A 21,423-nucleotide genomic window follows, 5' to 3' on the forward strand; every position below is an offset into this window, starting at 1 on the left:
TCAGTGGTGGTAGGCGTGCACGACCGCGTGACCGCGACCGCGGCCGATGAGCCACTTGTTCACCGGCACCGTCACCACGAAGGCCACCGCGAAGGCGAACGCCAGCGCGCCCCAGAACAACCAGCTCGCCAGGCCCGCTTCCATCGCGCCGGGCACCACCAGCATCACGCCGTTGTCGACGACCTCCATGACGATGATGGACACGGTGTCCGCCGCCAGCGCCACCTTCACCGCCTGCCGGAAGCCGACACCGGCCTTGAGCACGCCGCGCATGGTCAACGCGTAGCCGAAGACGAAGGCCAGGGCGACGGCCAGCGCGATGGTGGCGAGGTTGCCCCAGCCGAGGGCCGTGCCGATCACCATGCCCAGCACCTCGCCGATGGCGCAGCCGGTCAGGCAGTGCAGGGTCGCCGACGAGGCCATCCCCCAGGTGACACCTCCGGCGTGGCCGTGATGCCCCTCGTGGTCGGAATGGCCCTGGTGGCCCTGGTGGGCCCCGTGGTCAGCGTGCTCGTGTCGCATGTCGACTCCCATCAGAGCGGCACCTCCGGATCAGGCGCGGGTGACCGCGTAGCCCGCGTTCCGCACGGCGTCGGCGATCGCCGACTCGTCGGCCGAGCCCGTGACGCTGAGCCTGCCGGCGCCGAGGTCGACCTCGACCTCGGCCACGCCGGACACGCCCCGGACGGCACCGGCCACCTTGGACGCACAGCCGCCACAAGTCATGCCCTGGACCAGGAAGTCCAGCCCGCCGGTCGACTCCGGACCGGTCTGGGCAGCAGGCGTCTCACAGGTGTTGCACATACGGGACATCCCTCCGTTCGTATACCCAGTAGGGGTATAACGGGGACCGTAGCATACCCCCGGGGGTATCGCGATCCCAGCCCGGACACCGGCTCGTCGGGTCAGTTGCGCGGCCAGACCCGGACCGGCACGCGCGGGAACGCCGCGGTCAGGAAGCGTTCGGTGACGCGGTCGCGCACGAGGCAGTCCGGCCAGTCGTCGAGCACCTCGGACAGGGTGCGGTGGCCGAACGCCAGCCGGAGCAGGACGCCGGGCGGGATGGCGGCGTGGGTCCGGAGATCGGTGGACGGGCTGACGGCGCCACGAACGGCCGTCACCGCCGTGGGTTCACCGTCCGTGAAGTCCAGCCGGGCAGCACGGCCGTACGTGTCGATCGTCAGCGTCGGCTCGGGCCAGCGCAGGTCGGCCGCCCGCCAGCGGTCGCGCAGCAGCGGCAGCAGCCGGGCGAGCAGGCCGGCCGGGTCGCCGGTGCGGGCGTACCAGCCCCGGCGCCGCCTCGGCACGCCGGGCGGACCGAGGCGGACCAGCGGGTGGTCGGGGTCGAGGAGGAAGCGGACCCCGGTGAACGGCTGCCCCAGCGCTGCCGCGTGCTGCCTGCCGACGTGACCGAGGTGTGCGTGCACGGCGTCGGCGACCCAGGGCCAGTCGGCCGGTCGAGCGCACGCCGCCGCGACCACGGTCAGCTCTCCGGCGGCGGACATCCGCGGTGCGTAGACCAGGTATGCCCGGACGGCCCCGTCCAGCGCCGGCACGACGACGGTGCGCCCGGCCTGGTCGTCCGGACGGCGCCCGGCCATCTCGTACCGCCACACCTCGGCGTCCCTCGGGCAGACCAGGGCGTCCCCGTGGACGAGTTGCCGGTCGATGGCGGCGAGGTCGTCCGCGTCGGCGACGGTGGCCGGGCGCATCGTCGGGGCGGAGCTGTTCGGCAGCGCCGTGGCGGGCACGGTGGGGGCACCGTCGTTCGACAAGGCGTAGTCGTAGCCGAGCCGCCGGTAGAAGTACGGGATCCCCTCGATGACCTGGACCGGCACGTCGTCCGCCGCGTACCGCCGGTGCAGCGCGGCGAACAGCCGCTCGGTGAGCCGGTTCCCGCGGTGCTCCGGCGCCGTGCCGACCAGTTCGACCTGCGCCACCGGCAGCCGGATCCCGCCCAGGCCCCAGTCCTGCCGCAACCCCACCAGGCTGGCCACCGGTCGTCCGGTGGCCGAGTCCTCGGCGACCAGGAAGTCGTCGGGGACGACTGCGGGATGGCCGTCCAGCAGGTCTTCGACCCAGGCGGCGATGCCGGGGTGCGGTCGCCCACCGGTCACCTCCTGGAGCTGGACCGACGCGTGCAGGCGGGCGAGTTCGCTCGCGTCGGAGGACCGGCCCGGACGGATCGCGTAACGGTCGTCCTCGGTGGTCATGCCCTGTCTCCCGCGGGGATGCCCGGCCGCCGGTCCGCGGTCGGCTCCGGCGCGTCGACGGCGAAGCGGCCACGCCGGGCCAGCACGAAGCCGACCAGAGCCGGAACACCGACCGCCGCACCGGCCAGCAGCCACTGCCAGACCGTCATCGTGGTCAGCGAGGCACCCGTCACCGTGTAGACCAGCGTCGCCGGGACCACGCCAACGGCGGTGCCGAGCACGAACGCGCCGACGCGCAGACCGCTGAGCCCGGCGACGTAGTTGACCAGCCCGAACGGGACGACGGGCAGCAGCCGCAGCGCGATGACCGCCGGCAGGCCCCGGCGTTCGAGCATCCGGTCGACCCGCGCGACCCGGCCCCGCGCGGACCGCGGTCGGACGACCTCGCGCCCCAGCCGACGTGCGACGGCGAAGCTCGCCACCGCCCCGATCGTCACACCGGCCACCACCACGACGGTGCCGACCACCGGCCCGAACACCACCCCACCCGCGACGCTCAACAACGGCTTGGGCACCAGGGCGACCGATCCGGCGGCAGCCACCACCACGAACACGAACGGCGCCGCCGCACCCGTGCCCTCCACCCAGGCACGCAGCTCGGCGACGTCCGGCGTCACACCGGTGAGCACACCCACCGCCAGCGCCACCACGACCAGCACCAGCACCCCGAGCCGGACCACACCCGCCCGCACGTGGTCGGCCACGCCCAGTCCCGCCTCACCTCGTCCTGCACCACCAAGCCCGCTCCCAACTTACCGTCGCCCCGCTCCAGTCGGGTCCAGGCCGCGTCCGGTACCCCGGCCCGTCCGATCACGACCGCGCCCCGCCGTGGGGCGGCGTCGCGTTCGGCGTGGAGCGGACGGGAGAGGCGAGTCGGCCGATGCCCGCCGGATTCGGCTGGTGCGGGCGTTGCGACCGCGCCTACGAAACGGCTTCCAGCGGCAGGTCGGCGCCGCGCCAGGTGGCGGCCAGCTCCTGCACCGGCAGGCCGAGGGCCTCGCCCAGGCAGACGATCGTGCCGAAGCCGGGCGACGGCAGCCGCCCGGTCTCGATCTTGCGCAGCGTTTCCGGCGAGATACCGGCCGCCCGCGCGACTTCCGCCAGGTCACGTCCCGCCCGCGCGCGGCGCAGCAGGGCGCCGAGACGCCTGCCTGCTTCGATCTGCTCGGGCGTGAGCGGTTGGCGGACCATGGGGCCCAGAATACGACTGGTATTAGAATACCGGCAAGTGCTAGGGTTTCGGTATTACTATACCAACACCGGGTGACGCGAGGTAGTAGTGATCGAGCTGAAGACGCCTGCGGAGATCGAACGCATGCACGTGACCGGGCGTTTCGTCGCCGAGGTGCTCACCGAGGTCGGCCGGCTCGCCGACGTGGGCGTCAACCTGCTGGACCTGGAGCACCACGTGCGCGGCATGATCGAGCGGCGCGGTGCCGAGTCGTGCTACTGGGACTACGCCCCGTCGTTCGGCGAGGGCCCGTTCCGCAACGTGATCTGCCTGTCGGTCAACGACGCCGTCCTGCACGGGCTCCCCCACGACTACACGTTGCGCGACGGTGACGTGCTCAGCGCGGACCTCGCGGTCGGCATCGACGGTTGGGTGGCCGACTCGGCGCGCACGATCATCGTCGGCACACCGGCCGAGGAGGACCTGCGGATCATCCGCGCCACCGAGGAAGCGCTGGAGGCGGCGATCGAGGTGGCCCGTCCGGGCAACCGCCTGGGTGACATCTCGGCGGCGATCTGGGCGGTGGCCCGCGACTACGGCTACCCGGTCAACACCGAGTTCGGCGGCCACGGCATCGGCCGCACCATGCACGAGGACCTCCACGTGTCCAACAAGGGCCGGGCGGGCCGCGGCCTGAAGCTGCGGCCGGGACTGACCCTCGCGCTCGAACCCTGGTTCGCCCGCACGACCGACCGGATCGTCTACGACGACGACGGCTGGACCATCCGCTCCGCAGACGGCTCGCGCACCGCCCACTCCGAGCACACGATCGCCGTCACGGAGGACGAACCCTTGGTGCTCACCCGGCGTGACGCGGAACAGCCCGCGAGCTGATCGACCACGGACGAAGGGCCGCGGGGGTTTCCTCGCGGCCCTACGTCCACCCGGTCAGCGGTCGGCGTGCACCTGGGCGACCTCCGCGTCGGTCAGCGCGCGGTCCACGGCACGCACCTCGTCGACCGCGCCGTGCCAGAAGTCGCCGCGCACACCGGCGTACTTGGCGCGACCGATGGCCAACGGCCCGGTGCTCACCTCGTCCGGCCCGATCGGGATCGCCGCGGCACGCACACCGTCGACGTACAGGCGCGTCTCGCCCGCCACCTCGTCGCGCACCCCGACCAGGTGGTACCAGCGGCCGAGCTCCGGGGTGGCCGCCAGCGTGGCCCGCCTGCCGCCGGGGACGCTGAACGCCCACCTGCCCTGCCCGTACTGCAGGTAGAACGGGTTCTCCACGCGCCGACCGTCCTGGCTGACGGCGGTGGCGTAGTTGCCGGGCAGCGAGTCCATCGTCACCCACGCCGACACCGAGTACGAGCCGGTCGTGTCGAGCACCGGTCCGGTGGTCTGGGCGTAGTCGCCGTTGCCGTCGAACCCCAGCGCCTGCCCGCGCACGCCGGTCGTCCACGCCGCGTCACCGTTGAGCGACACCGGGTTCGCCGCGCCGCTCGCGTCGTCGCCGTTGCCGTCGAGTGACCACGAGCCCTTGCCGTCGTACGTGCGCTCCGCCGCCGCGGCACCGGCCGCGATGACCCTGGCGTTGACCTCGCGCACGGGACCGGGGTCGACCTTGATCTCGCGCCGGTCGTAGGTCCACAGCCCGTTCAGCTCGGTCTCCACGTCGGTGATCTGCGTGTAGACCGAACCGGACAGCTCCGCGCCCGCCGCGTCGAGGTAGAACGTCTCGGTGTTCGACACGTACTTGGCGGTCAGCGCCGCCTTGTCGGCCACGCCGCTGTAGATCACGGCCGGTGCGCCCGGCCACTGGTGTCCGGGCGTGCGCAGGGTGAACCCGCCGTGCTCGCCGTCCATCGCGACGCGGGTGGCGTCCGGCCACGCGGGGTCGGTGTTGTTGTAGTCGTGGTGGTCGATGACGTCACCCTCGCCCGAATCGCCCTTCGACGCGCAGCAGTTGACGCCGCTGTGCGCGTTGACGACCCGGGACGGGTCCGCGGCCTTGACCGACTCGGTGATGCGGCCGGTCTCCTCCCGGTTCCACTCGCCCCAGCCCTCGTTGAACACGATCCAGCCGATGATCGCGGGCGAGTCGTGCAGCTGCTCCATCGTGCGCCGGCCCTCGGTGAGGAACGCCTGCTGCCCGGTCTCGTTCGTCACGTTGACGTTCACGAAGTCCTGCCACACCAGCATCCCGAGCTTGTCCGCGTGGTAGTACCAGCGGGCGGGCTCGACCTTGATGTGCTTGCGCAGCGCGTTGAACCCGAGGTCCTTCTGGGCCTTGATGTCCCACGCCAACGCCTCGTCGCTGGGCGCGGTGTGCAGGCCGTCCGGCCAGAAGCCCTGGTCCAGCATGGCCAGCGAGAACACCGGCTCGCCGTTGAGGACGAGCTTCGGGAAACCGGCCACGTTCCGCACGCCGATGGAGCGCATGCCGAAGTAGCTCCCGACCTCGTCCTTGGCACGACCGTCCTGGAGGGACACGTCCAGGTCGTACAGGTACGGGTCGTCGGGGCTCCACAAGTGCGGGTCGGGCACCGGCAGGGTGAGGTCGGTGTTCGGTGCGCCGGTGACCGTGCCGACCTTCCTGCCGCGCTGGTCGCGGGCGGTGACGGTGACCTTGGCGTTCACCGAAGCCGTCGAGGACGACACGCGGACGGTGAGCGTTTCCTTCGTGATGTCCGGTGTGGTCTTCACGTCGTCGATCGCCCTGTCCGGCACCGGCTCCAGCCACACGGTCTGCCAGATGCCCGAGGACGGCGTGTAGACGATGCCGCCGGGGTTGCGGGACTGCTTGCCGATCGGCTGGTTGTCGCCGGTGGTGTCGGTGACCGCGACGATCAGCTCGTGCCTGCCGCCGCCGCGGAGGGCATCGGTGATGTCGGCGGTGAACGCGGTGTAGCCGCCGGCGTGCTCGGCGACGAGCGTGCCGTCCACCCACACCCGGGCGTGGTGGTCGACCGCGCCGAAGTTGAGCTTGAGCCGCTGGCCGCGACCCACTCGCCAGTCGCGTGGCACGTCGAACTGGCGGCGGTAGAACATGTGGTCCTCGTGGCGCTCCAGCCCGGACAGCTGGGACTCCACCGGGAACGGCACGGTGATCCGCTCGGGCAGGCCGCGGCCGAACGCGGGCTGCTGCCCTTCGGTGGCCGCGGCGAACTCCCACTGGCCGTTGAGGTTCAGCCACTCGTCGCGCACCAGCTGCGGGCGCGGGTACTCCGGCAGCGGGTTGTCCCGGTCGAGCTCGTCGCCCCACGCGGTCTTGAGGCGTTGCGTGGAGGTGTTGGTCGCGGTGCGGATGACCTGCGGCACGGTCTCGGCACCGACGACCAGTCCACCGTCGCCGTCGTAGGTGACCCGGACGCGCTGGGGCTTCTGGATGGTGGCGCCGAGCTTCACGACCACCCCGGTGGGGTCGCGCGGGTCGACGGCGGCGGACTCGACCGGGAACGGCACGGTGTCGACCTCGACCTTGAGGTGCGACTTCAGGTCACCGAGCGCGTCCACCCGCTGGTCGAACGCGGCTGCCAGCGTCCGGCCGTCCGGCGTCACGGTCAGGCCGACCGGGTAGACCGGGAAGTCGGCGGGCGGCAGGAACGCCGTCTCCGGCACCGGCTGCTTGGCCAGCGTCGGCGTGGACCAGCGCAGTCGCAGGTTCGCGCCGCCGACGTCCTGGAACACCTCCATCCGGAAGTCGTGCCGCTCGCCCGCGACGAGGTGGACCGGCGCGCTGTGCTGCTCGACGTCCCAGTCGCCGACCCAGTGGTCGATGACCGGCACGCTGTCGAGGAACAGGCGGAAGCCGTTGTCGCCGACGGCGTGGAAGGTGTAGTCGCCGGTGGCGGGTGCGGTGAGGCTGCCGGTCCAGCGGGCCGTCGTGTGCTCGGTGCGGCCGGTGAGCTGCTGGAACGTGCCGGTCAGGTCGGCGAAGTCGACGTTCGGGTCGAGGGTGGTGCCGCCCGGGTGGGCGAAGTCGCGGGCACCGGGTGCGGACATCCGGAAGTACTCGCCCTTGAGGCCGTGCGCGGGTGGCGCGGCGGCGGTCGCGGGCACCGCGAGGACGGGGGTGAGCAGGAGTGCCAGGAACAGGGTGGACAGCCGTCTGGCGGCAGGGCGCATGAAGCTCTCCTCGGGCTCGACTATGAGACCCATCACAAACGCCGTTCATCTACCCACAGAGTCCAGCAGAACACAACAACAAACTTCACACCTGGGAGCGCTCTCACGCCTCTACCGCTCAACCTCGCACAAAGGTTCGGACCATCGGGTAGCCCTGGGTGACGGCACAGCGGCGGCAGACCCCAGGAGGCGGGAACGGGCGAGCCCGGCCGATCACGGGCGGATCGGCCGGGCTCGTCGGTGTGGTGCGGTGGGATCAGGCGAGGTCGAACCGGTCGAGTTCCATGACCTTCGTCCAGGCCGCGACGAAGTCCACCACGAACTTCTCGCGGGCGTCGTCGCTCGCGTAGACCTCGGAGAGGGCGCGCAGCTGCGAGTTCGAGCCGAAGACGAGGTCGACCGCGGTGGCCGTCCACTTCAGCTCGTCCGTGTCGACGTCACGGATCTCGTACACGTTCTCCTGGGACTCCGACGCCTTCCACCGGGTGCCCGGCGAGAGCAGGTTGGCGAAGAAGTCGTTGGTGAGCACGCCCGGCCGGTCGGTCAGCACACCGTGCCGGGTGCCGCCGTGGTTGGCGCCCAGGGAACGCAGGCCGCCGACGAGGACGGTCATCTCGGGCGCGGTCAGGTCCAGCATGTACGCGCGGTCGACCAGCAGCACCTCGGGCTGGAGCTTCTCACCGGCGCGCACGTAGTTGCGGAACCCGTCGGCGCGCGGCTCCAGGACCTTGAACGACTCGACGTCGGTCTGCTCCTGCGCGGCGTCGGTGCGACCCGGCCGGAACGGCACGGTCACCTCGACGCCCGCTTCGCGCGCCGCCTGCTCGACGGCCGCCGAACCGGCCAGCACGATGAGGTCGGCGAGCGAGATCTTCGCGCCGCCCGCCTCGTTGAACTCCCGCTGGACGCCCTCCAGGATCTCCAGCACCTTCGCCAGCTGCTCGGGCTGGTTGACCTCCCAGTCGCGCTGCGGCTCCAGGCGGATCCGCGCGCCGTTGGCGCCGCCGCGCTTGTCGGTGGAGCGGAAGCTCGCCGCCGAGGCCCAGGCGGTGGTGACCAGCTCGGCGGTCGTGAGGCCGGAGTCGAGCACCTTCGCCTTGAGGGCGGCGATGTCGGCCTCGCCCACGAGGTCGTGGTCGACCGCGGGCACCGGGTCCTGCCACAGCTGCGGCTCGGCCACCCACGGACCCAGGAACCGGCGGACCGGGCCCATGTCGCGGTGCAGCAGCTTGTACCAGGCCTTCGCGAACGCCAGGGCGAACTCGTCCGGGTTCTCCAGGAAGCGGCGGGAGATCTTCTCGTACGCCGGGTCGACGCGCAGCGACAGGTCGGTCGTGAGCATCGTCGGCTTGTGCTTCTTGGCCGGGTCGTGCGCGTCCGGGATGATCGCCTCGGCGTCCTTGGCGACCCACTGCTTGGCGCCGCCGGGGCTGGTGGTCAGCTCCCACTCGTGGCCGAAAAGGATCTCGAAGAAGCGGTTGCTCCACTGCGTCGGCTTGTCGGTCCACGTCACCTCGAGACCGCTGGTGATCGTGTCCGCGCCCTTGCCGCTGCCGTGGGTGCTCAGCCAGCCGAGGCCCTGCGCCTCCAGCGGGGCGCCCTCGGGCTCCGGGCCCACGTGGGCGTCCGCGACACCGGCGCCGTGCGTCTTGCCGAACGTGTGACCACCCGCGATGAGGGCGACGGTCTCCTCGTCGTTCATCGCCATCCGGCCGAAGGTCTCCCGGATGAAGTGCGCCGCCGCCAACGGGTCCGCGTTGCCGCGCGGCCCCTCGGGGTTGACGTAGATCAGGCCCATCTCGGTGGCGCCGACCTCGGGCGCCATCTCCGACTCGTTGACGTAGCGCTCGTCGCCCAGCCAGGCGTCCTCGGGGCCCCAGAAGATCTCCTCCGGCTCCCAGACGTCCACGCGGCCGAAGCCGAAGCCGAAGGTCTTGAAGCCCATCGACTCCAGGGCGACGTTGCCGGCGAGCACGAGCAGGTCGGCCCAGGAGACCTTCTGGCCGTACTTCTGCTTGACCGGCCACAGCAGCCGGCGGGCCTTGTCCAGGTTGGCGTTGTCGGGCCAGCTGTTGAGCGGCGCGAACCGCTGACCGCCGTCGCCCGCGCCACCGCGGCCGTCGTGGATGCGGTAGGTGCCGGCGGCGTGCCAGCTCAGCCGGATCATCAGACCGCCGTAGTGGCCGAAGTCCGCGGGCCACCAGCTCTGCGAGGTGGTCAGCACCTCGACGATGTCGCGCTTGAGGGCCTCGACGTCGAGCTTGGCGAATTCCCTGGCGTAGTCGAAGTCCGGACCCAGCGGGTTGCCCTTCGACGAGTGGGCGTGCAGCACCGAGAGGTCGAGCTGGTTGGGCCACCAGTCGCGGTTGCTGCGGGGACGGCCGCCGGTCTTGGCGGTCGGCGAGTCGATCGCCGGGTTCTCGCTCTCGCTGCCGTGCGCGGTCACGGAATCGTGCGCGACCGGGCAGCCGACTGCGGCCTTCTGGTCCACGCCCTGGGAGCTCGACGGGGGCGTTGCCTTGGGGTCGCTCATCTACTTCCTTCCAACTGGCGGTTCATTGGCGGAGTTCTCGGCCGAGCAGTCGGGACAGGTGCCCCAAAAGACGACCTCCGCCTCGTCGACCCGGAAACCGGCGTCGTCCGAGGCGGTGAGACAGGGGCTGTGACCGACTGTGCAGTCCACGTCGGCGATGGCGCCGCACGAGCGGCACACGACGTGGTGGTGGTTGTCGCCCACCCTGGACTCGTAGCGGGCGGTCGCGCCGGCGGGCTGGATGCGCCGCACCAGGCCGGCGTCGGTCAACGCCCGCAGCACGTCGTACACGGCTTGGTGGGACACCGAAGGGAGTTCCTCCCGCACCAGAGTGATGACCGTCTCGGTGTCGACGTGCCGGTGGTCGCGCAGCGCCGCGAGCACCGCCAGGCGAGGGCGGGTCACCCGCAACGACACCGCGCGCAACTGCGCCTCGAAGTCCGATGTCACGGGTCGACCTTAAAGGACATATCTGGAGCCAATCAAATTTAGCTCCGTCACACCCTCACCCGTTCGTGTCCAGGGACGACGTCCTAACAGGCCTGGCCACGCACTGCGCCGCGCCTGCCCCCAGTCTCCGCGACTGTGATCAAAACCACTGTCCGGTCCGGACGCTCGGCGACGAGGAGTCGGCGATCACCGCGATCCGCGCCGACCGGCAGGGACGCGAGCGGAACGTGGTGCTGGCCGGAGCAGCTCGACGGCCTCGACGCGATCCTGGACGAGGCCGACGACCTGTTGATCCTCGTCGTCCAGCGCAAGCGGGCCGGGCAGGTCCCGCAACGGCACCTCGACCGGTTGCTGGACACCGTGCAGCGGTTCGACGACGCGCTGGAGGCCTGCGCGGGCGACCCGGTGCTGTCCCGGCTGCTGGAGCAGGCGCGGGTGTTCTCCCGGGCCGAACGCCGGGCCCGCCGGCTGGAGATGATCGCGCACGACCCCACCTCCGCCCTCGACCGCTACTCCATCCACCGGGCGCTGGTCCGCGCCCTGCGCGCGGGCGACGCGGAAGGCGCCGAGGCCATCGGCGTGGCGGACGCCCGCGGCGGGATCAGCGACCTGCTCCGCGCACCCCGGTCGGCCGACGACTCCCCCGCGACCTGACCCTGGCCCGCGGTCCATTCGGGTGTCACGGCCGCGGTCCGGGCCGTACGGGTCCGTGGCGGCGGGCAGGATGGGGTCATGGGTGATCAGTACCCGCCACCGGCCGCGGACCACGGTGGTGCGGCGACCGTCGACCAGGTCGGTATCGCGTCCGGGGCGTCGACCGTGGTGCAGGCCGGACGTGACGCCAAGGTCGAGGTCAACTACGGGATCACCCGGCCGCAGCCGAAGGCGCTCGCCGGGCTGCCACCGGCCGAGGCCGCGTTCACCGGCCGCTCGACCGACCTCGCGGTGCTGGCCGACGTCCTGCGCCCGGGGGCCGACGACCAGCCGACCGTGGCGACGATCGCCGGTCCGCCCGGGATCGGCAAGACGACCTTGGCGCTGCAGGCGGCACACGACGCGGTGGACGCCGGGTGGTTCCCCGGCGGCGTGCTGTACCAGGACTTGCGCGGTTTCGCCCGGCAGGGCCGGGTCGAACCCGAAGCCGCCCTCGCCACCCAGCTGCGCAAGCTCGGCGTGGGCGGCGAGCACATCCCGCCCGACCTGGACGGCCGCTCGGCCCTGTACCGGTCACTGCTGGCGGAGCGCGCGGACCGGGTGTTGGTGGTGCTGGACAACGCCGAGCAGGCCGGTCAGGTGGCACCGCTGCTGCCCGGCGACCGGCGGCACCGCGTCCTGGTCACGAGCAGGAACACCCTCGACCTGAGCTCCGCCCGGCACCACACCCTGGGCGTGCTCACGGGCGAGGAGGCGGTCGAACTGCTCTCCCTGCTGCTGACCTCCGCGCACCCTGGCGACGACCGGATCGCCCGGGCCGGTGATGCCGCCCTCCGACTCGCCGAGCTGTGCGGCTTCCTGCCGCACGCGGTGGCGATCGCCGGCGGGTTGCTGGTCGGCGACCGCGATCAACCGGTCGCCGAACTGGTCGACGTGCTGGCCGATCGGACCGAGCGGTTGACCGAGCTGGCGACCCGTGAGCGGTCGTTCCGGGCCGCGGTCGACCTGTCCTACGAACGACTGGACCCGCCGGACGCCCGGGTGTTCCGCCTGCTCGCGGCCAACCCGGGACCGACGACGACCGCGGCCACCGCCGCCGCGCTGGCCGATCTCGACGAGCGTTCCGCGCGCCGCTCGCTCGACCTGCTGCGGCGGGCGCACCTGATCGAACCCGCCGGGCCGCGGGGGCGGTTCCGGTTCCACGACCTGATCAGGCTCTACGCCGAGGACCGCCTGCGCCGCGAAGAGCCGGACGAGCCGCGCGACGCGGCCCTCCGCCGGCTGCTCGCCCACTTCCACCGGCTGATGGCCGCGGTGTGGGTCCACGAGTTGCCGACCCGGCTGGTCGAGGGGAAGCAGCTCGCGTTGACCGGGACCTTCGAATCGCGCGCCGACGCGTTGGCGTGGTTCGACGCGGAGCGGCCGAACCTGGTGGCGGTGGTCAACCGGGCGTTCCGGTCCGGGCACCACGCCGGCGTGTGCCTCGCGGCCATCGTCCTCGGCTACTCGTTGCAGAGGTGGGGCGACTGGGACGAAGCGCTCACCGTCCACCGCTTGGCGGTCGAGGCGGCACGGCAGGTCGTCGACCCGGCGGCGGAGGGCAGGGCGTTGCTCGGCCTCGGCACCGCCTACCGGACCACGCGCGACTTCGAGCGCGCCGACGCCGTGCTGCGGCAGGCACTCGACGTGCTCGGTCGAACCGGTGACCGGGCGGCGGTCCTGGCGGCCTCCCGGGAACTGGAGGGCAGCAGGCTCTCGGCGCACTTCTTCACCCCGTTCACCGAGCCGGCCGACGACGAACCCGACGTGCCGGAGAACGCGCCCGAGCCCTCCCCGGGAACGGATGTGCTGGCCGCCGTCGCGGCCATGGAGACCACGAGCAACACCGCGATGAAGCTCTTCGTCCAAGGCAGGTTCGACGAGGCGCGCGCCGCGAGCGAGGAGTTGCTCGCGGGTTGTCGGCAGATCGGCTCGCGGGAGGGCGAGCGGGTGGCGCTCAACAACATCGGCGACTGCCACTACCACCTGCGTCGGCTCGACCAGGCCATCACCTCCTACACCGCGTCGATCGAGGCGGCACGCGAGGTCGGCAACCGCCACGGCGAGGCGCAGACGAGCAACAGCCTCGGCAACGCCTACCAGAGCCACGGCCGACCGGACCTGGCCGTCGCGCACTACGACAGGGCCGCGGAGCTGTTCCGGGCGTTGCGCGACCGGTACGGCGAGGCGATGACGCTGTCCAACCTCGGCGCCGCACTCGTCGCCCAGGACGAGCGCGAACGGGCTCGCGACTGCCTGCTGCGCGCGGTGGAGCTGCTCGACGGGCAACAGCGGCCCCAGGACGCGGCCCGAGCACGGGCGCTGCTCGACGCCCTGGGCAGCTGATCACCGCGCGTCGACCGGAAGGCAGGCCCGGTGCCCTGTCGAAAGACAGGGACGGGTCGTCGCTTCCGGCCGAGGTCAGGAGAAGTTGATCTCCGTAGCGTCGGGTCCATGCCTGATTCCCTTGCGAACGACGAAGTTTCGGTTGACGACGTGCCCGATGTCAGTGCCGAGTGGTACCTCGACATCGCGGGCTGGGGCGCGTCGAGCCCGGAAGCAGTGCGGGTGTTCGGCGTGATCGCCACCGAAGCCGTGGTCGGGGTGTTCGCGGTCGTGTTCGGCGTGCTGTGGTGGCGTGCGCGCCGCGGTCCGGCGGCGACGATGGCACGGGCGGTGCTCGGGCCGGTGGTGACCGTGCTCGCGTACGCGGTGAGCGAGGTCGTGAAAGGACTGTGGCAGCAGGACCGTCCGTGCCGGGTGCTCGGCGAGGTCGCCACGATCGCCGGGTGCCCGGAGTTCGGTGACTGGTCGTTCCCCAGCAACCATGCCACGATCGCCGGTGCCGCGGCCGTCGCCATCGCCTGGTCGGGTCGACGGACCGGGATCGTCGTCGCGGGCTTGGCGCTGCTCGCCGCCGCCTCACGGGTGTTCGTCGGTGTGCACTACCCGCACGACGTGGTGGCGGGCCTCCTGCTCGGCGCGGTGATCGCGACGGTGCTGCCGCCCGCGGCACGTGTGCTGACGCCCGCCATCGCCCGGGTGCGCGAACACGCCGCGGGCGCGGCGCTCCTGGGTGGGTGATGATGCCCCTCATGCGCACGGTGATCTTGTGGGTGGTCGCGGCCCTGCCGGTGGTGTGGGCCGCGATCACCTCCCTGCCCGGCCGGTTGGCGCCCTGGGAAGCCGCGACGTACCTGGTCGTGCTCGGGGTGGCGGTGGTGCTGGTCCGTCGTCGACCGGTCACCGCGCTGCTGGTGACCGGCGCGGCGTGGCTGGTCGCCTTCCTCTCCAAGGTGCCGGCGGACAGCACGGTGGGCGTCGGCGTGCTCTCGACGGGCCTGGTGACGGTGGGCTTCCTGGCCGGTCGGCACGCGACCGCGGGCGAGCGGGGTGTGGTGGCGCTGATCGGCGCCGGTGCGGCAGCGGTGACGTCGGCGCTCGTCGTCCTCGGCGGCGTGGACACGGCGTTGGCGGCGGTCTCCGGCATCGCGGCGCTGGCGGCCGTTCCGTGGGCGGTCGGTCGTTACCGCCGGCAGTACCTCGGGATGGTGCGGGCGGGGTGGGAACGCGCGGAACAGCTGGAACGGGAGGCCGACCGCGCGGTGGAGCAGGCCGGGCTGCGCGAACGGGCGCGGCTCGCGGCGGAGATGCACGACATGGTCGGGCACGAGCTGGCGCGGGCGGCGCTGCTCGTCGGTGCGCTCGAAGTCGCTCCCGCCCTCGCCGAGGAGCACCGGGAGGCGGCACGTGCGGCGCGCACCGCGGTCACCGCCGCCGCGGAACGGTTGGCCGACGTCGTGCTCGTGCTGCGTTCCGGCGAGCGCGAGCCCGTGCGGTCGGTGGACGAGATCGTGGCACGCGCACGGCGTTCCGGCCTGTCCGTGGACGTGACCGGCGACGGCGCCGAGCCGGCGGACCCGGTGATCGCGCGCACGGTGCACCGGGTGCTCACGGAGGCGATCACCAACGCGATCAAGCACGCCCCTGGCGCACCGGTCACGGTCCACCTCGCGGGCACCGGGGACGGCGTCGAACTCCGCGTGGTCAACGGTGCGGCTCGACGCGCACCGGCCGACGCGCCCGGCAGCGGGCAGGGCCTGCTGGGGCTCGCCGAACGCGTCGCCCTCGTCGGCGGGCGGTTCGCCGCGCACCCGCTGGACGACGGCGGGTTCGAGGTGACCGCCCACCTGCCCGGGAAGCCCGCCACCGGGTCCGCGGCGACCGGCACGCACCGCCATCGCGCGGAACAACGGGTCCGGCGCAGCGCCCGCCGCACCGTGCTGCTCGCGTGCGCGGTGGCCGGCGGCATCGTGGTCGCGGTCCTCGGCTACCTCGTGTTCGACGCGGCGACCTCCGTGCTGGACCCGGCCGACTACCAGCGCCTCCAGCTCGGCCGGCCGGAGTCCGAGGTGGCCGCCGTGCTGCCGGCGCGGACGCGGGTGGACCGGCCGGACGCCGCCCCTCCCGTGCCGGAGGGTGCGAGCTGCCGGTACTACAGCACGCACGCGAACCCGTTCGACGAACGGCGGCTGGACCTGTTCCGGCTGTGCTTCCGGGACGGGCGGCTGGTGGACAAGGCCCTGGTCGAGCGCGATCCGTGACCGGAGGGGATGATGCCGACGTGATCAGGGTGGTGCTCGCGGACGACGAGGCGGTCGTGCGGGTGGGGGTGCGGGCGGTGTTGGCGGCGACGGACGACGTGGAGGTCGTGGCCGAGGCGGGCACCGGGCGTGCGGCGGTCGACCTGGTGCTGGCGCACCGCCCGGACGTGGCCGTGCTGGACATCCGCATGCCGGAGCTGGACGGGCTGGACGCCGCCGCGGAGATCCGGCGACTGGGCACGGGCACCGCGGTCCTGGTCCTCACCACGTTCGCCGACGACGCCTACATCTCCCGCGCGCTCGGCGAGGGCACGAGCGGTTTCGTGCTGAAGACCGGTGATCCGCACGAGATCATCGCCGGGGTGCGCGCCGCCGCCTCCGGTGCCGCCTACCTGTCGCCGCTGGTCGCGAGACGGGTGGTGGACCACCTGTCCGGTCACGGCCCGAGGCTGCGCGCCGGCGAACGGGTCGACGGGTTGACCGACCGGGAGCGCGAGGTGCTGGGACTGGTCGGCGCCGGGCTGTCCAACGCCGAGATCGCCGACCGGCTCCACGTGGTGGAGGGGACGGTCAAGGTCTACGTCGGCAACGTCCTACGGCACCTGGGCCTGCGCAACCGCGTCCAGGCAGCCATCGTGGCGTACGAGGCGGGCCTCATCCCCCCGACGCCCTGATCGGTTCGGTGCTCACGTCGGCGGCCCGCGATCGGGAGGCACGCGGAACCCCGGTCGGGACAGCCGCGTCTGACCGATCATGGCAAATGGCCGTATGGCGATCCGCATGGCGGCGGTGCTCGCGCTCGTCCTCGCGATGGTGGTGGGCAATCCCGCGCTGTCCGGCGCGTGCGCCTGCGGTGCGTTCGTCGCCAATGACAAGCTCGACGCGGTGCAGGAGACGGCGCTGGTCGAGTTGACCGGGCGGACGGAGTCGATCACCCTCGCGGTGCAGGCGCGGTCCGAGGCGACCCAGGCGGCGTTCCTCATGCCGGTTCCCGCGCGTGCCCGGTTCGAGATGGCCGATGGTGAGCTGTTCGCCGAACTCGACCGGATCAGCCGGCCGGACGTCGAGGTGCGGCGCGTCACGGTGGACGGGGAAGGTGGCGCTCCCCCGGGGTCCGCCCCCGGCGCCACGGTCGTCGACCACGTCGAGATCGGCCCGTACGAGGTCGCCCAGCTCGCCGGCAGCGACGCCACCGCCGTGACGCAGTGGTTGGGCGACAACGACTTCACCCTGCCCACGGCCCTGGGAGGCGCGCTCGCGCCGTACCTCGCGGAAGGCTGGCTGGTCGTCGCGGTGCGCCTGGCCCCGACGTCCGGCAGCCTCGCCTCCGGGCTGCCGCCGATGCGGCTGACGTTCGAGACCGACACGCCGGTCTACCCGATGCGGCTGTCGGCCACCGCCGAGCGCAGGCAGCCGCTGCGCCTGTACGTGCTGGCCGACCACCGGACGGACGTCAGCAACCCGGCGCCCGAGGGCGCGGCACCCGAGCTGACGTTCGCGGGCGAGGTGCGGCCGGACCCGCAGTACCCGACGCTCTCCGCGGCGTTGACCGGGCCGCGCTTCCTGACCCGCTACGACGCGGAGCTGAGCCCGGAGCTGATCACCGACGACATCCGCTTCACCCGTTCCGCCACCGACGAGCCGCACCGCGAGCTGGTGATCGTCACGGAGTACGTCCGCTCGCCGTGGCCGGACCCGGCGGTGCTGTTGATCCTGACGGCCTTGGCGCTGGCGGCCGGTGCGGTCGTGATCGTGCGTCGCCGTTCGGCCAAGCGGGACGCTCCGACCAAACCCTGACCGGCCGCTCGCCGAAAGCACTTGCCCCACCGGAGGGAGAGTTCTAGAGTTCTAGAAGTGTCCAGTCAGAGAGTCAGCACCGGCGTGATGAGCGCACCCGACGCGGCCGGTCGGTTCGGGAGGTTCGGCGGGCGTTACCTGCCGGAAGCACTGGTACCCGCCGCCCAGGCGGTGGAGTCCGCGTTCCGCGAGGCGTGGTCCGATGCGGCGTTCACGGCGGAGTACCGACGACTGCTGGAGACGTACGTGGGTCGGCCCACGCCGTTGACGGAGTGCTCGCGTCTGTCCGAGGCGTTGGGCGTGCGCGTGCTGCTGAAGCGGGAAGACCTCGCGCACACCGGTTCACACAAGATCAACAACGTGCTCGGCCAGGCGTTGCTGGCCCGGCGCATGGGCAAGCGGAAGCTGATCGCGGAGACCGGCGCCGGGCAGCACGGCGTCGCCACGGCCACCGCCGCCGCGCTGCTCGGCCTGGCGTGCACCGTCCACATGGGACACACCGACGTGCGGCGGCAGGCGGTGAACGTCTTCCGGATGGAGCTGCTCGGCGCCGAGGTCGTGCCCGAGACGTCCGCGAACGGTGGCGGCACGTTGAAGGAGGCGACCAACGGCGCGCTGCGCGCGTGGGTGAACGAGACCGAGCACGCGCACTACTGCGTCGGCTCGACCATGGGACCGCACCCGTACCCCTGGATGGTGCGCGAGTTCCAGCGCGTCATCGGTGACGAAGCACGTGCCCAGTGCGCCGTGCGGCTGCCCGAGGCGGTGCCGGACGTCGTGGTGGCCTGCGTCGGCGGCGGGTCGAACGCGGCGGGCACGTTCGCCGGGTTCGCCGACACGACCGCCCGGCTGGTCGGGGTGGAGGCGGCCGGTGGCAGCGCGGTCGACAAGGGCAAGCTCGGCGTGCTGCACGGGTTCATGTCGCACTTCCTGCAGGACGACGACAGCCAGGTGCTCGAAGCGCACTCGATCTCGGCCGGGCTGGACTACCCGGGCGTCGGCCCGGAGCACGTGCACCTCGCCGAGACGGGTCGCGTGCACTACACGAGCGTGACCGACGACCAGGCCCTGCGGGCGTTGACGCTGGTGACCAGGACCGAGGGGATCCTCCCGGCGCTCGAATCGGCGCACGCCCTGGCGTGGGTGGTCGACGCCGCCGCGACCGGCGAGCTGGCGGCCGGGTCGACGGTGCTGGTCACGCTGTCCGGCCGCGGTGACAAGGACATCCAGCAGATCAGGGAGCACCTGCGATGAGCGTCGCGTTGACCTTGCGGGCCGGTGGGCGCCCGCTGTTGATCCCGTACGTGATGGCGGGTGTCGTGCCGGACTGGCTCGACCTGGTGCGCGGTGCGGCGCGGGCCGGTGCGGACGCGGTCGAGATCGGCCTGCCGTTCTCCGACCCGATGCTGGACGGGCCGACCGTGCAGCGGGCCGCCGCCCTCTCCGCCGCGCGTGGTGGCCGGCCGAGGGCCTTGCTGGACGAGTTGGCCGGGCTCGACCTCGACGTGCCGCTGGTCGTCATGACCTACGCGAACGTGGCGATGACGTTGACGCCCGGACGCGGTGTCGGCGGGTTCGTGGAGCACCTGGCGTCGGTGGGCGTGCGCGGTGCGATCGTGCCGGACCTGCCGCTGGAGGAGTCGGCGGAGTACCGGGCACGTGCCGCGGCGGCCGGGGTCGCGGCCGTGCTGCTGGCCGCACCGGTGTGCGGTGACGACCGGTGCCGTGAGATCGCACGGGCGTCGTCCGGGTTCGTGTACTGCATGAGCTCGATGCGGATCACCGGTGAACGCGCCGACCTGCCCGCGACGGCACGGGAGACGGCTCGGCGACTCAAGGGCATGACCGGGTTGCCCGTCGTGACCGGGTTCGGCATCTCCACGATCGCGCAAGCGGTGGAAGCCTGCGCGGACGCGGACGGGGTGGTGATCGGCTCGGTGTTGATGCGGATGCTGGTCGACGGCGCGCCGGTGGCCGAGGTCGTGGAGGAGGTGGCCGCGTTCCGCCGGGCGCTATCCTCCGGGCACCTTTCCCCGGCGGGGGGCTGAGAGTCGGGAGTGTCCACCGGTGAACGACGGGCGGCGCACGGGCCGCGAGTACGAGACGCGCGTGCCCAAGTACCTCGCGATCTACCGGGTGCTGGCCGACCGGATCGCCGATGGCCGCTACCCGCCGGACGCGCCGCTGCCCGCGCAACGGGAGCTGGTCGAGGAGTTCGACGTCTCGTTGATGACCGTGCGGCAGGCGATCCAGGCGTTGGAGGCGGACGGGCTGCTGGAGACCCGGCACGGGGTGGGCACGTTCGCGCGGCGGCCCGCGTTCGCCTACGGCCTCACCGGGTTGCGCAGCCTGTCGCAGGACCTGGTCGAGCAGGGCATCGAGCTGGAGACCGAGGTGCTGGACGCGCGGCTCGTGGTGCCGCCGGCGGACGTGGTCACGCGGTTGGGCGTCGCGGACGGAGGTCGGGTGCTGGCGGTCGAACGGCTGCGCCGCACCCGCGCGGTGCCGCTGCTGTTGCAGACGTCGTACCTGCCCGAGGAGCTGGGGATCGGCGCCGAGCAGCTGCGCCACCGGTCGCTCTACCGGCTCCTGGAGGAGTCGGGTCGGCCGGTGCGGCAGGCGAGCGAGACGATCCAGGCCGTCGCGCTGACCGCCGACCAGGCCCGGGTGCTCCAGCGCGAGCCCGGTTCACCCGCGCTGCTGAGCTGCCGGCTCAGCCGGGGCGAGGACGGCACACCGCTGGTGGACGACCGCGCGCTGCTCGTCGGCGACACGGTGATCACCGCGGAACGTGCCGTCACCGGGACCGACCTCGCCTACGGACACCGCTGACGCCGGCAGCGCTCACCGGTCCAGGGCGGTTTCCCGGTCCAGGTGCGACAGCTTCGCGGGGTTGCGCACGGCGTAGATGCCGGTGACGAGCCCGTCGTCCACGCGCACCGCCAGGACGGTGTCGACCTCGCCGTCGAGCCGGAGGAGCAACGCCGGGTGGCCGTTGACCTGCACCGGGTGCAGTGAGGCGGTGGCGAGCCTGTCCAGCCTGCCCGCCAGCAGGCGAGCCACCTTGTCGGCGCCCACGACGGGCCGCGTCGCGGTTCGGACGACCCCGCCGCCGTCACCCAGCAGCACGACGTCGGGCGCCAGGACGTCGAGCAGGCCCTGCAGGTCGCCGGTGTCGACCGCCCGCTGGAACGCGGCGATCGCGTCACGGCTCGCGGCCGGGGTGACGACGCCGCGCGGTCGGCGTTCGGCGACGTGCGCCTTGGCGCGGTGGGCGATCTGGCGCACCGCGGCCAGGCTCTTGTCGACCGCCTCGGCGATCTCGTCGTAGCCGAGGCCGAAGACCTCGCGCAGCACGAACACCGCCCGCTCGGTCGGCGTCAGCGTCTCCAGCACCAGCAGCATCGCCATCGAGACGCTGTCGGCCAACTCGACGTCCTCCGCCACGTCGGGCGTGGTCTGCAACGGCTCGGGCAGCCACGAGCCGACGTACGACTCCTTGCGCCGACCCAGCGCCCGCAGCCTGTTCAGGGCCTGGCGGGTGGTGATCCGGACCAGGTACGCCCGCCGGTCGTGCACGGTGTCGAGGTCGACGGCCACCCACCGCAACCACGTCTCCTGCAGCACGTCCTCCGCGTCGGCCGCCGAGCCCAGCATCTCGTAGGCGACGGTGAACAGCAGGTTGCGATGCGCGACGAACGCGTCGGTGGCGGAGTCCGCGCGGGCGTCCCGGCCCGTGCCGCCGGCCTGGTCCCCGGGTGCGGTCCGCCTACCGGCCATGAGTGCCCCCTCGTGGTTCGCCGAGTCTGCCCACCGGACACCGGGGCGCGC

General features: G+C 72.5%; 19 protein-coding genes. 10 read left to right on the forward strand and 9 right to left on the reverse strand.

Features of this window, described 5'->3' with window-relative positions; translation table 11 throughout:
* The 5 genes from B0I31_RS34530 to B0I31_RS34550 form a co-directional block, all read right to left on the reverse strand.
* Positions 1-522, reverse strand: coding sequence for a DUF4396 domain-containing protein (locus B0I31_RS34530; RefSeq protein ID WP_425444454.1), 522 nt, complete (start codon positions 520-522; stop codon positions 1-3).
* A gap of 30 nt (positions 523-552) precedes the next feature.
* Positions 553-804, reverse strand: coding sequence for a heavy-metal-associated domain-containing protein (locus B0I31_RS34535; RefSeq protein WP_106619601.1), 252 nt, complete (start codon positions 802-804; stop codon positions 553-555).
* A 101-nt stretch (positions 805-905) separates the two neighbouring features.
* Positions 906-2,213 (reverse strand): GNAT family N-acetyltransferase, encoded by a 1,308-nt coding sequence (locus tag B0I31_RS34540; protein ID WP_106619602.1) that lies wholly within the window; start codon positions 2,211-2,213, stop codon positions 906-908.
* Complete coding sequence (locus tag B0I31_RS34545) at positions 2,210-2,917, reverse strand: TVP38/TMEM64 family protein (protein WP_106619603.1); 708 nt, start codon at positions 2,915-2,917, stop codon at positions 2,210-2,212. The genes B0I31_RS34540 and B0I31_RS34545 overlap by 4 nt, the downstream gene beginning before the upstream one ends.
* Positions 2,918-3,134: 217 nt before the next feature.
* Positions 3,135-3,404 carry a helix-turn-helix domain-containing protein gene (locus B0I31_RS34550; protein ID WP_106619604.1) on the reverse strand — a complete coding sequence of 90 codons (270 nt, stop codon included), beginning with the start codon at positions 3,402-3,404 and terminating at the stop codon, positions 3,135-3,137.
* A gap of 88 nt (positions 3,405-3,492) precedes the next feature.
* Between B0I31_RS34550 and map the strand changes: the two genes are divergently transcribed.
* Entirely contained in the window at positions 3,493-4,278 is a 786-nt protein-coding gene (gene map / locus B0I31_RS34555) for a type I methionyl aminopeptidase (RefSeq protein WP_106619605.1), read from the forward strand.
* Positions 4,279-4,332: 54 nt separating this feature from the next.
* On the opposite strand, the gene B0I31_RS34560 is transcribed toward map, so the two are convergent.
* From B0I31_RS34560 to B0I31_RS34570, 3 genes are all read right to left on the reverse strand, one after another.
* On the reverse strand, positions 4,333-7,515 hold the full coding sequence (locus B0I31_RS34560) for a LamG-like jellyroll fold domain-containing protein (RefSeq protein WP_106619606.1): 3,183 nt from the start codon (positions 7,513-7,515) through the stop codon (positions 4,333-4,335).
* Positions 7,516-7,771: 256 nt separating this feature from the next.
* On the reverse strand, positions 7,772-10,048 hold the full coding sequence (katG, locus tag B0I31_RS34565) for a catalase/peroxidase HPI (protein ID WP_106619607.1): 2,277 nt from the start codon (positions 10,046-10,048) through the stop codon (positions 7,772-7,774).
* On the reverse strand, positions 10,049-10,498 hold the full coding sequence (locus B0I31_RS34570) for a Fur family transcriptional regulator (protein ID WP_106619608.1): 450 nt from the start codon (positions 10,496-10,498) through the stop codon (positions 10,049-10,051).
* A 135-nt stretch (positions 10,499-10,633) separates the two neighbouring features.
* Between B0I31_RS34570 and B0I31_RS34575 the strand changes: the two genes are divergently transcribed.
* The 9 genes from B0I31_RS34575 to B0I31_RS34615 all read left to right on the forward strand — a co-directional run bounded on the left by B0I31_RS34575 (position 10,634) and on the right by B0I31_RS34615 (position 20,424).
* Complete coding sequence (locus B0I31_RS34575; protein ID WP_245950648.1) at positions 10,634-11,152, forward strand: FCD domain-containing protein; 519 nt, start codon at positions 10,634-10,636, stop codon at positions 11,150-11,152.
* A gap of 78 nt (positions 11,153-11,230) precedes the next feature.
* Positions 11,231-13,537: an ATP-binding protein gene (locus B0I31_RS34580; protein ID WP_106619610.1), complete on the forward strand. Its 2,307-nt coding sequence runs from the start codon at positions 11,231-11,233 to the stop codon at positions 13,535-13,537.
* A gap of 150 nt (positions 13,538-13,687) precedes the next feature.
* Entirely contained in the window at positions 13,688-14,275 is a 588-nt protein-coding gene (locus tag B0I31_RS34585) for a phosphatase PAP2 family protein (RefSeq protein WP_245950649.1), read from the forward strand.
* An 11-nt stretch (positions 14,276-14,286) separates the two neighbouring features.
* Positions 14,287-15,795, forward strand: coding sequence for a sensor histidine kinase (locus B0I31_RS34590; protein ID WP_146174058.1), 1,509 nt, complete (start codon positions 14,287-14,289; stop codon positions 15,793-15,795).
* Positions 15,796-15,815: 20 nt separating this feature from the next.
* Positions 15,816-16,469 carry a response regulator gene (locus B0I31_RS34595; RefSeq protein WP_106619613.1) on the forward strand — a complete coding sequence of 218 codons (654 nt, stop codon included), beginning with the start codon at positions 15,816-15,818 and terminating at the stop codon, positions 16,467-16,469.
* 94 nt (positions 16,470-16,563) lie between these two features.
* Complete coding sequence (locus B0I31_RS34600; RefSeq protein WP_181320684.1) at positions 16,564-17,592, forward strand: DUF2330 domain-containing protein; 1,029 nt, start codon at positions 16,564-16,566, stop codon at positions 17,590-17,592.
* Between the two features lie 57 nt (positions 17,593-17,649).
* Positions 17,650-18,846: a tryptophan synthase subunit beta gene (gene trpB / locus B0I31_RS34605; RefSeq protein WP_342751529.1), complete on the forward strand. Its 1,197-nt coding sequence runs from the start codon at positions 17,650-17,652 to the stop codon at positions 18,844-18,846.
* A complete protein-coding gene (gene trpA / locus B0I31_RS34610; RefSeq protein ID WP_106619616.1) occupies positions 18,843-19,640 on the forward strand; it encodes a tryptophan synthase subunit alpha in 798 nt (265 codons plus the stop codon). The genes trpB and trpA overlap by 4 nt, the downstream gene beginning before the upstream one ends.
* Before the next feature lie 19 nt (positions 19,641-19,659).
* Positions 19,660-20,424 carry a GntR family transcriptional regulator gene (locus B0I31_RS34615; protein ID WP_106619617.1) on the forward strand — a complete coding sequence of 255 codons (765 nt, stop codon included), beginning with the start codon at positions 19,660-19,662 and terminating at the stop codon, positions 20,422-20,424.
* A gap of 12 nt (positions 20,425-20,436) precedes the next feature.
* On the opposite strand, the gene B0I31_RS34620 is transcribed toward B0I31_RS34615, so the two are convergent.
* Entirely contained in the window at positions 20,437-21,372 is a 936-nt protein-coding gene (locus B0I31_RS34620) for an RNA polymerase sigma-70 factor (RefSeq protein WP_106619618.1), read from the reverse strand.
* Positions 21,373-21,423 lie beyond the last annotated feature (51 nt).

The organism is Saccharothrix carnea, assembly GCF_003014735.1.
GTDB classification, from domain to species: Bacteria; Actinomycetota; Actinomycetes; order Mycobacteriales; family Pseudonocardiaceae; genus Actinosynnema; species Actinosynnema carneum.

What these genes read in the sequence shown, in the direction of transcription:
- B0I31_RS34590 (WP_146174058.1), top strand. Translation starts at nt 14,287, where the DNA reads ATGCGCACGGTGATCTTGTGGGTGGTCGCGGCCCTGCCGGTGGTGTGG.
- B0I31_RS34580 (WP_106619610.1), top strand. Translation starts at nt 11,231, where the DNA reads ATGGGTGATCAGTACCCGCCACCGGCCGCGGACCACGGTGGTGCGGCG.
- B0I31_RS34620 (WP_106619618.1), bottom strand. Translation starts at nt 21,372, where the DNA reads ATGGCCGGTAGGCGGACCGCACCCGGGGACCAGGCCGGCGGCACGGGC.
- katG (WP_106619607.1), bottom strand. Translation starts at nt 10,048, where the DNA reads ATGAGCGACCCCAAGGCAACGCCCCCGTCGAGCTCCCAGGGCGTGGAC.
- B0I31_RS34560 (WP_106619606.1), bottom strand. Translation starts at nt 7,515, where the DNA reads ATGCGCCCTGCCGCCAGACGGCTGTCCACCCTGTTCCTGGCACTCCTG.
- B0I31_RS34550 (WP_106619604.1), bottom strand. Translation starts at nt 3,404, where the DNA reads ATGGTCCGCCAACCGCTCACGCCCGAGCAGATCGAAGCAGGCAGGCGT.
- B0I31_RS34530 (WP_425444454.1), bottom strand. Translation starts at nt 522, where the DNA reads ATGCGACACGAGCACGCTGACCACGGGGCCCACCAGGGCCACCAGGGC.
- B0I31_RS34540 (WP_106619602.1), bottom strand. Translation starts at nt 2,213, where the DNA reads ATGACCACCGAGGACGACCGTTACGCGATCCGTCCGGGCCGGTCCTCC.
- B0I31_RS34535 (WP_106619601.1), bottom strand. Translation starts at nt 804, where the DNA reads ATGTGCAACACCTGTGAGACGCCTGCTGCCCAGACCGGTCCGGAGTCG.
- trpA (WP_106619616.1), top strand. Translation starts at nt 18,843, where the DNA reads ATGAGCGTCGCGTTGACCTTGCGGGCCGGTGGGCGCCCGCTGTTGATC.
- B0I31_RS34600 (WP_181320684.1), top strand. Translation starts at nt 16,564, where the DNA reads ATGGCGATCCGCATGGCGGCGGTGCTCGCGCTCGTCCTCGCGATGGTG.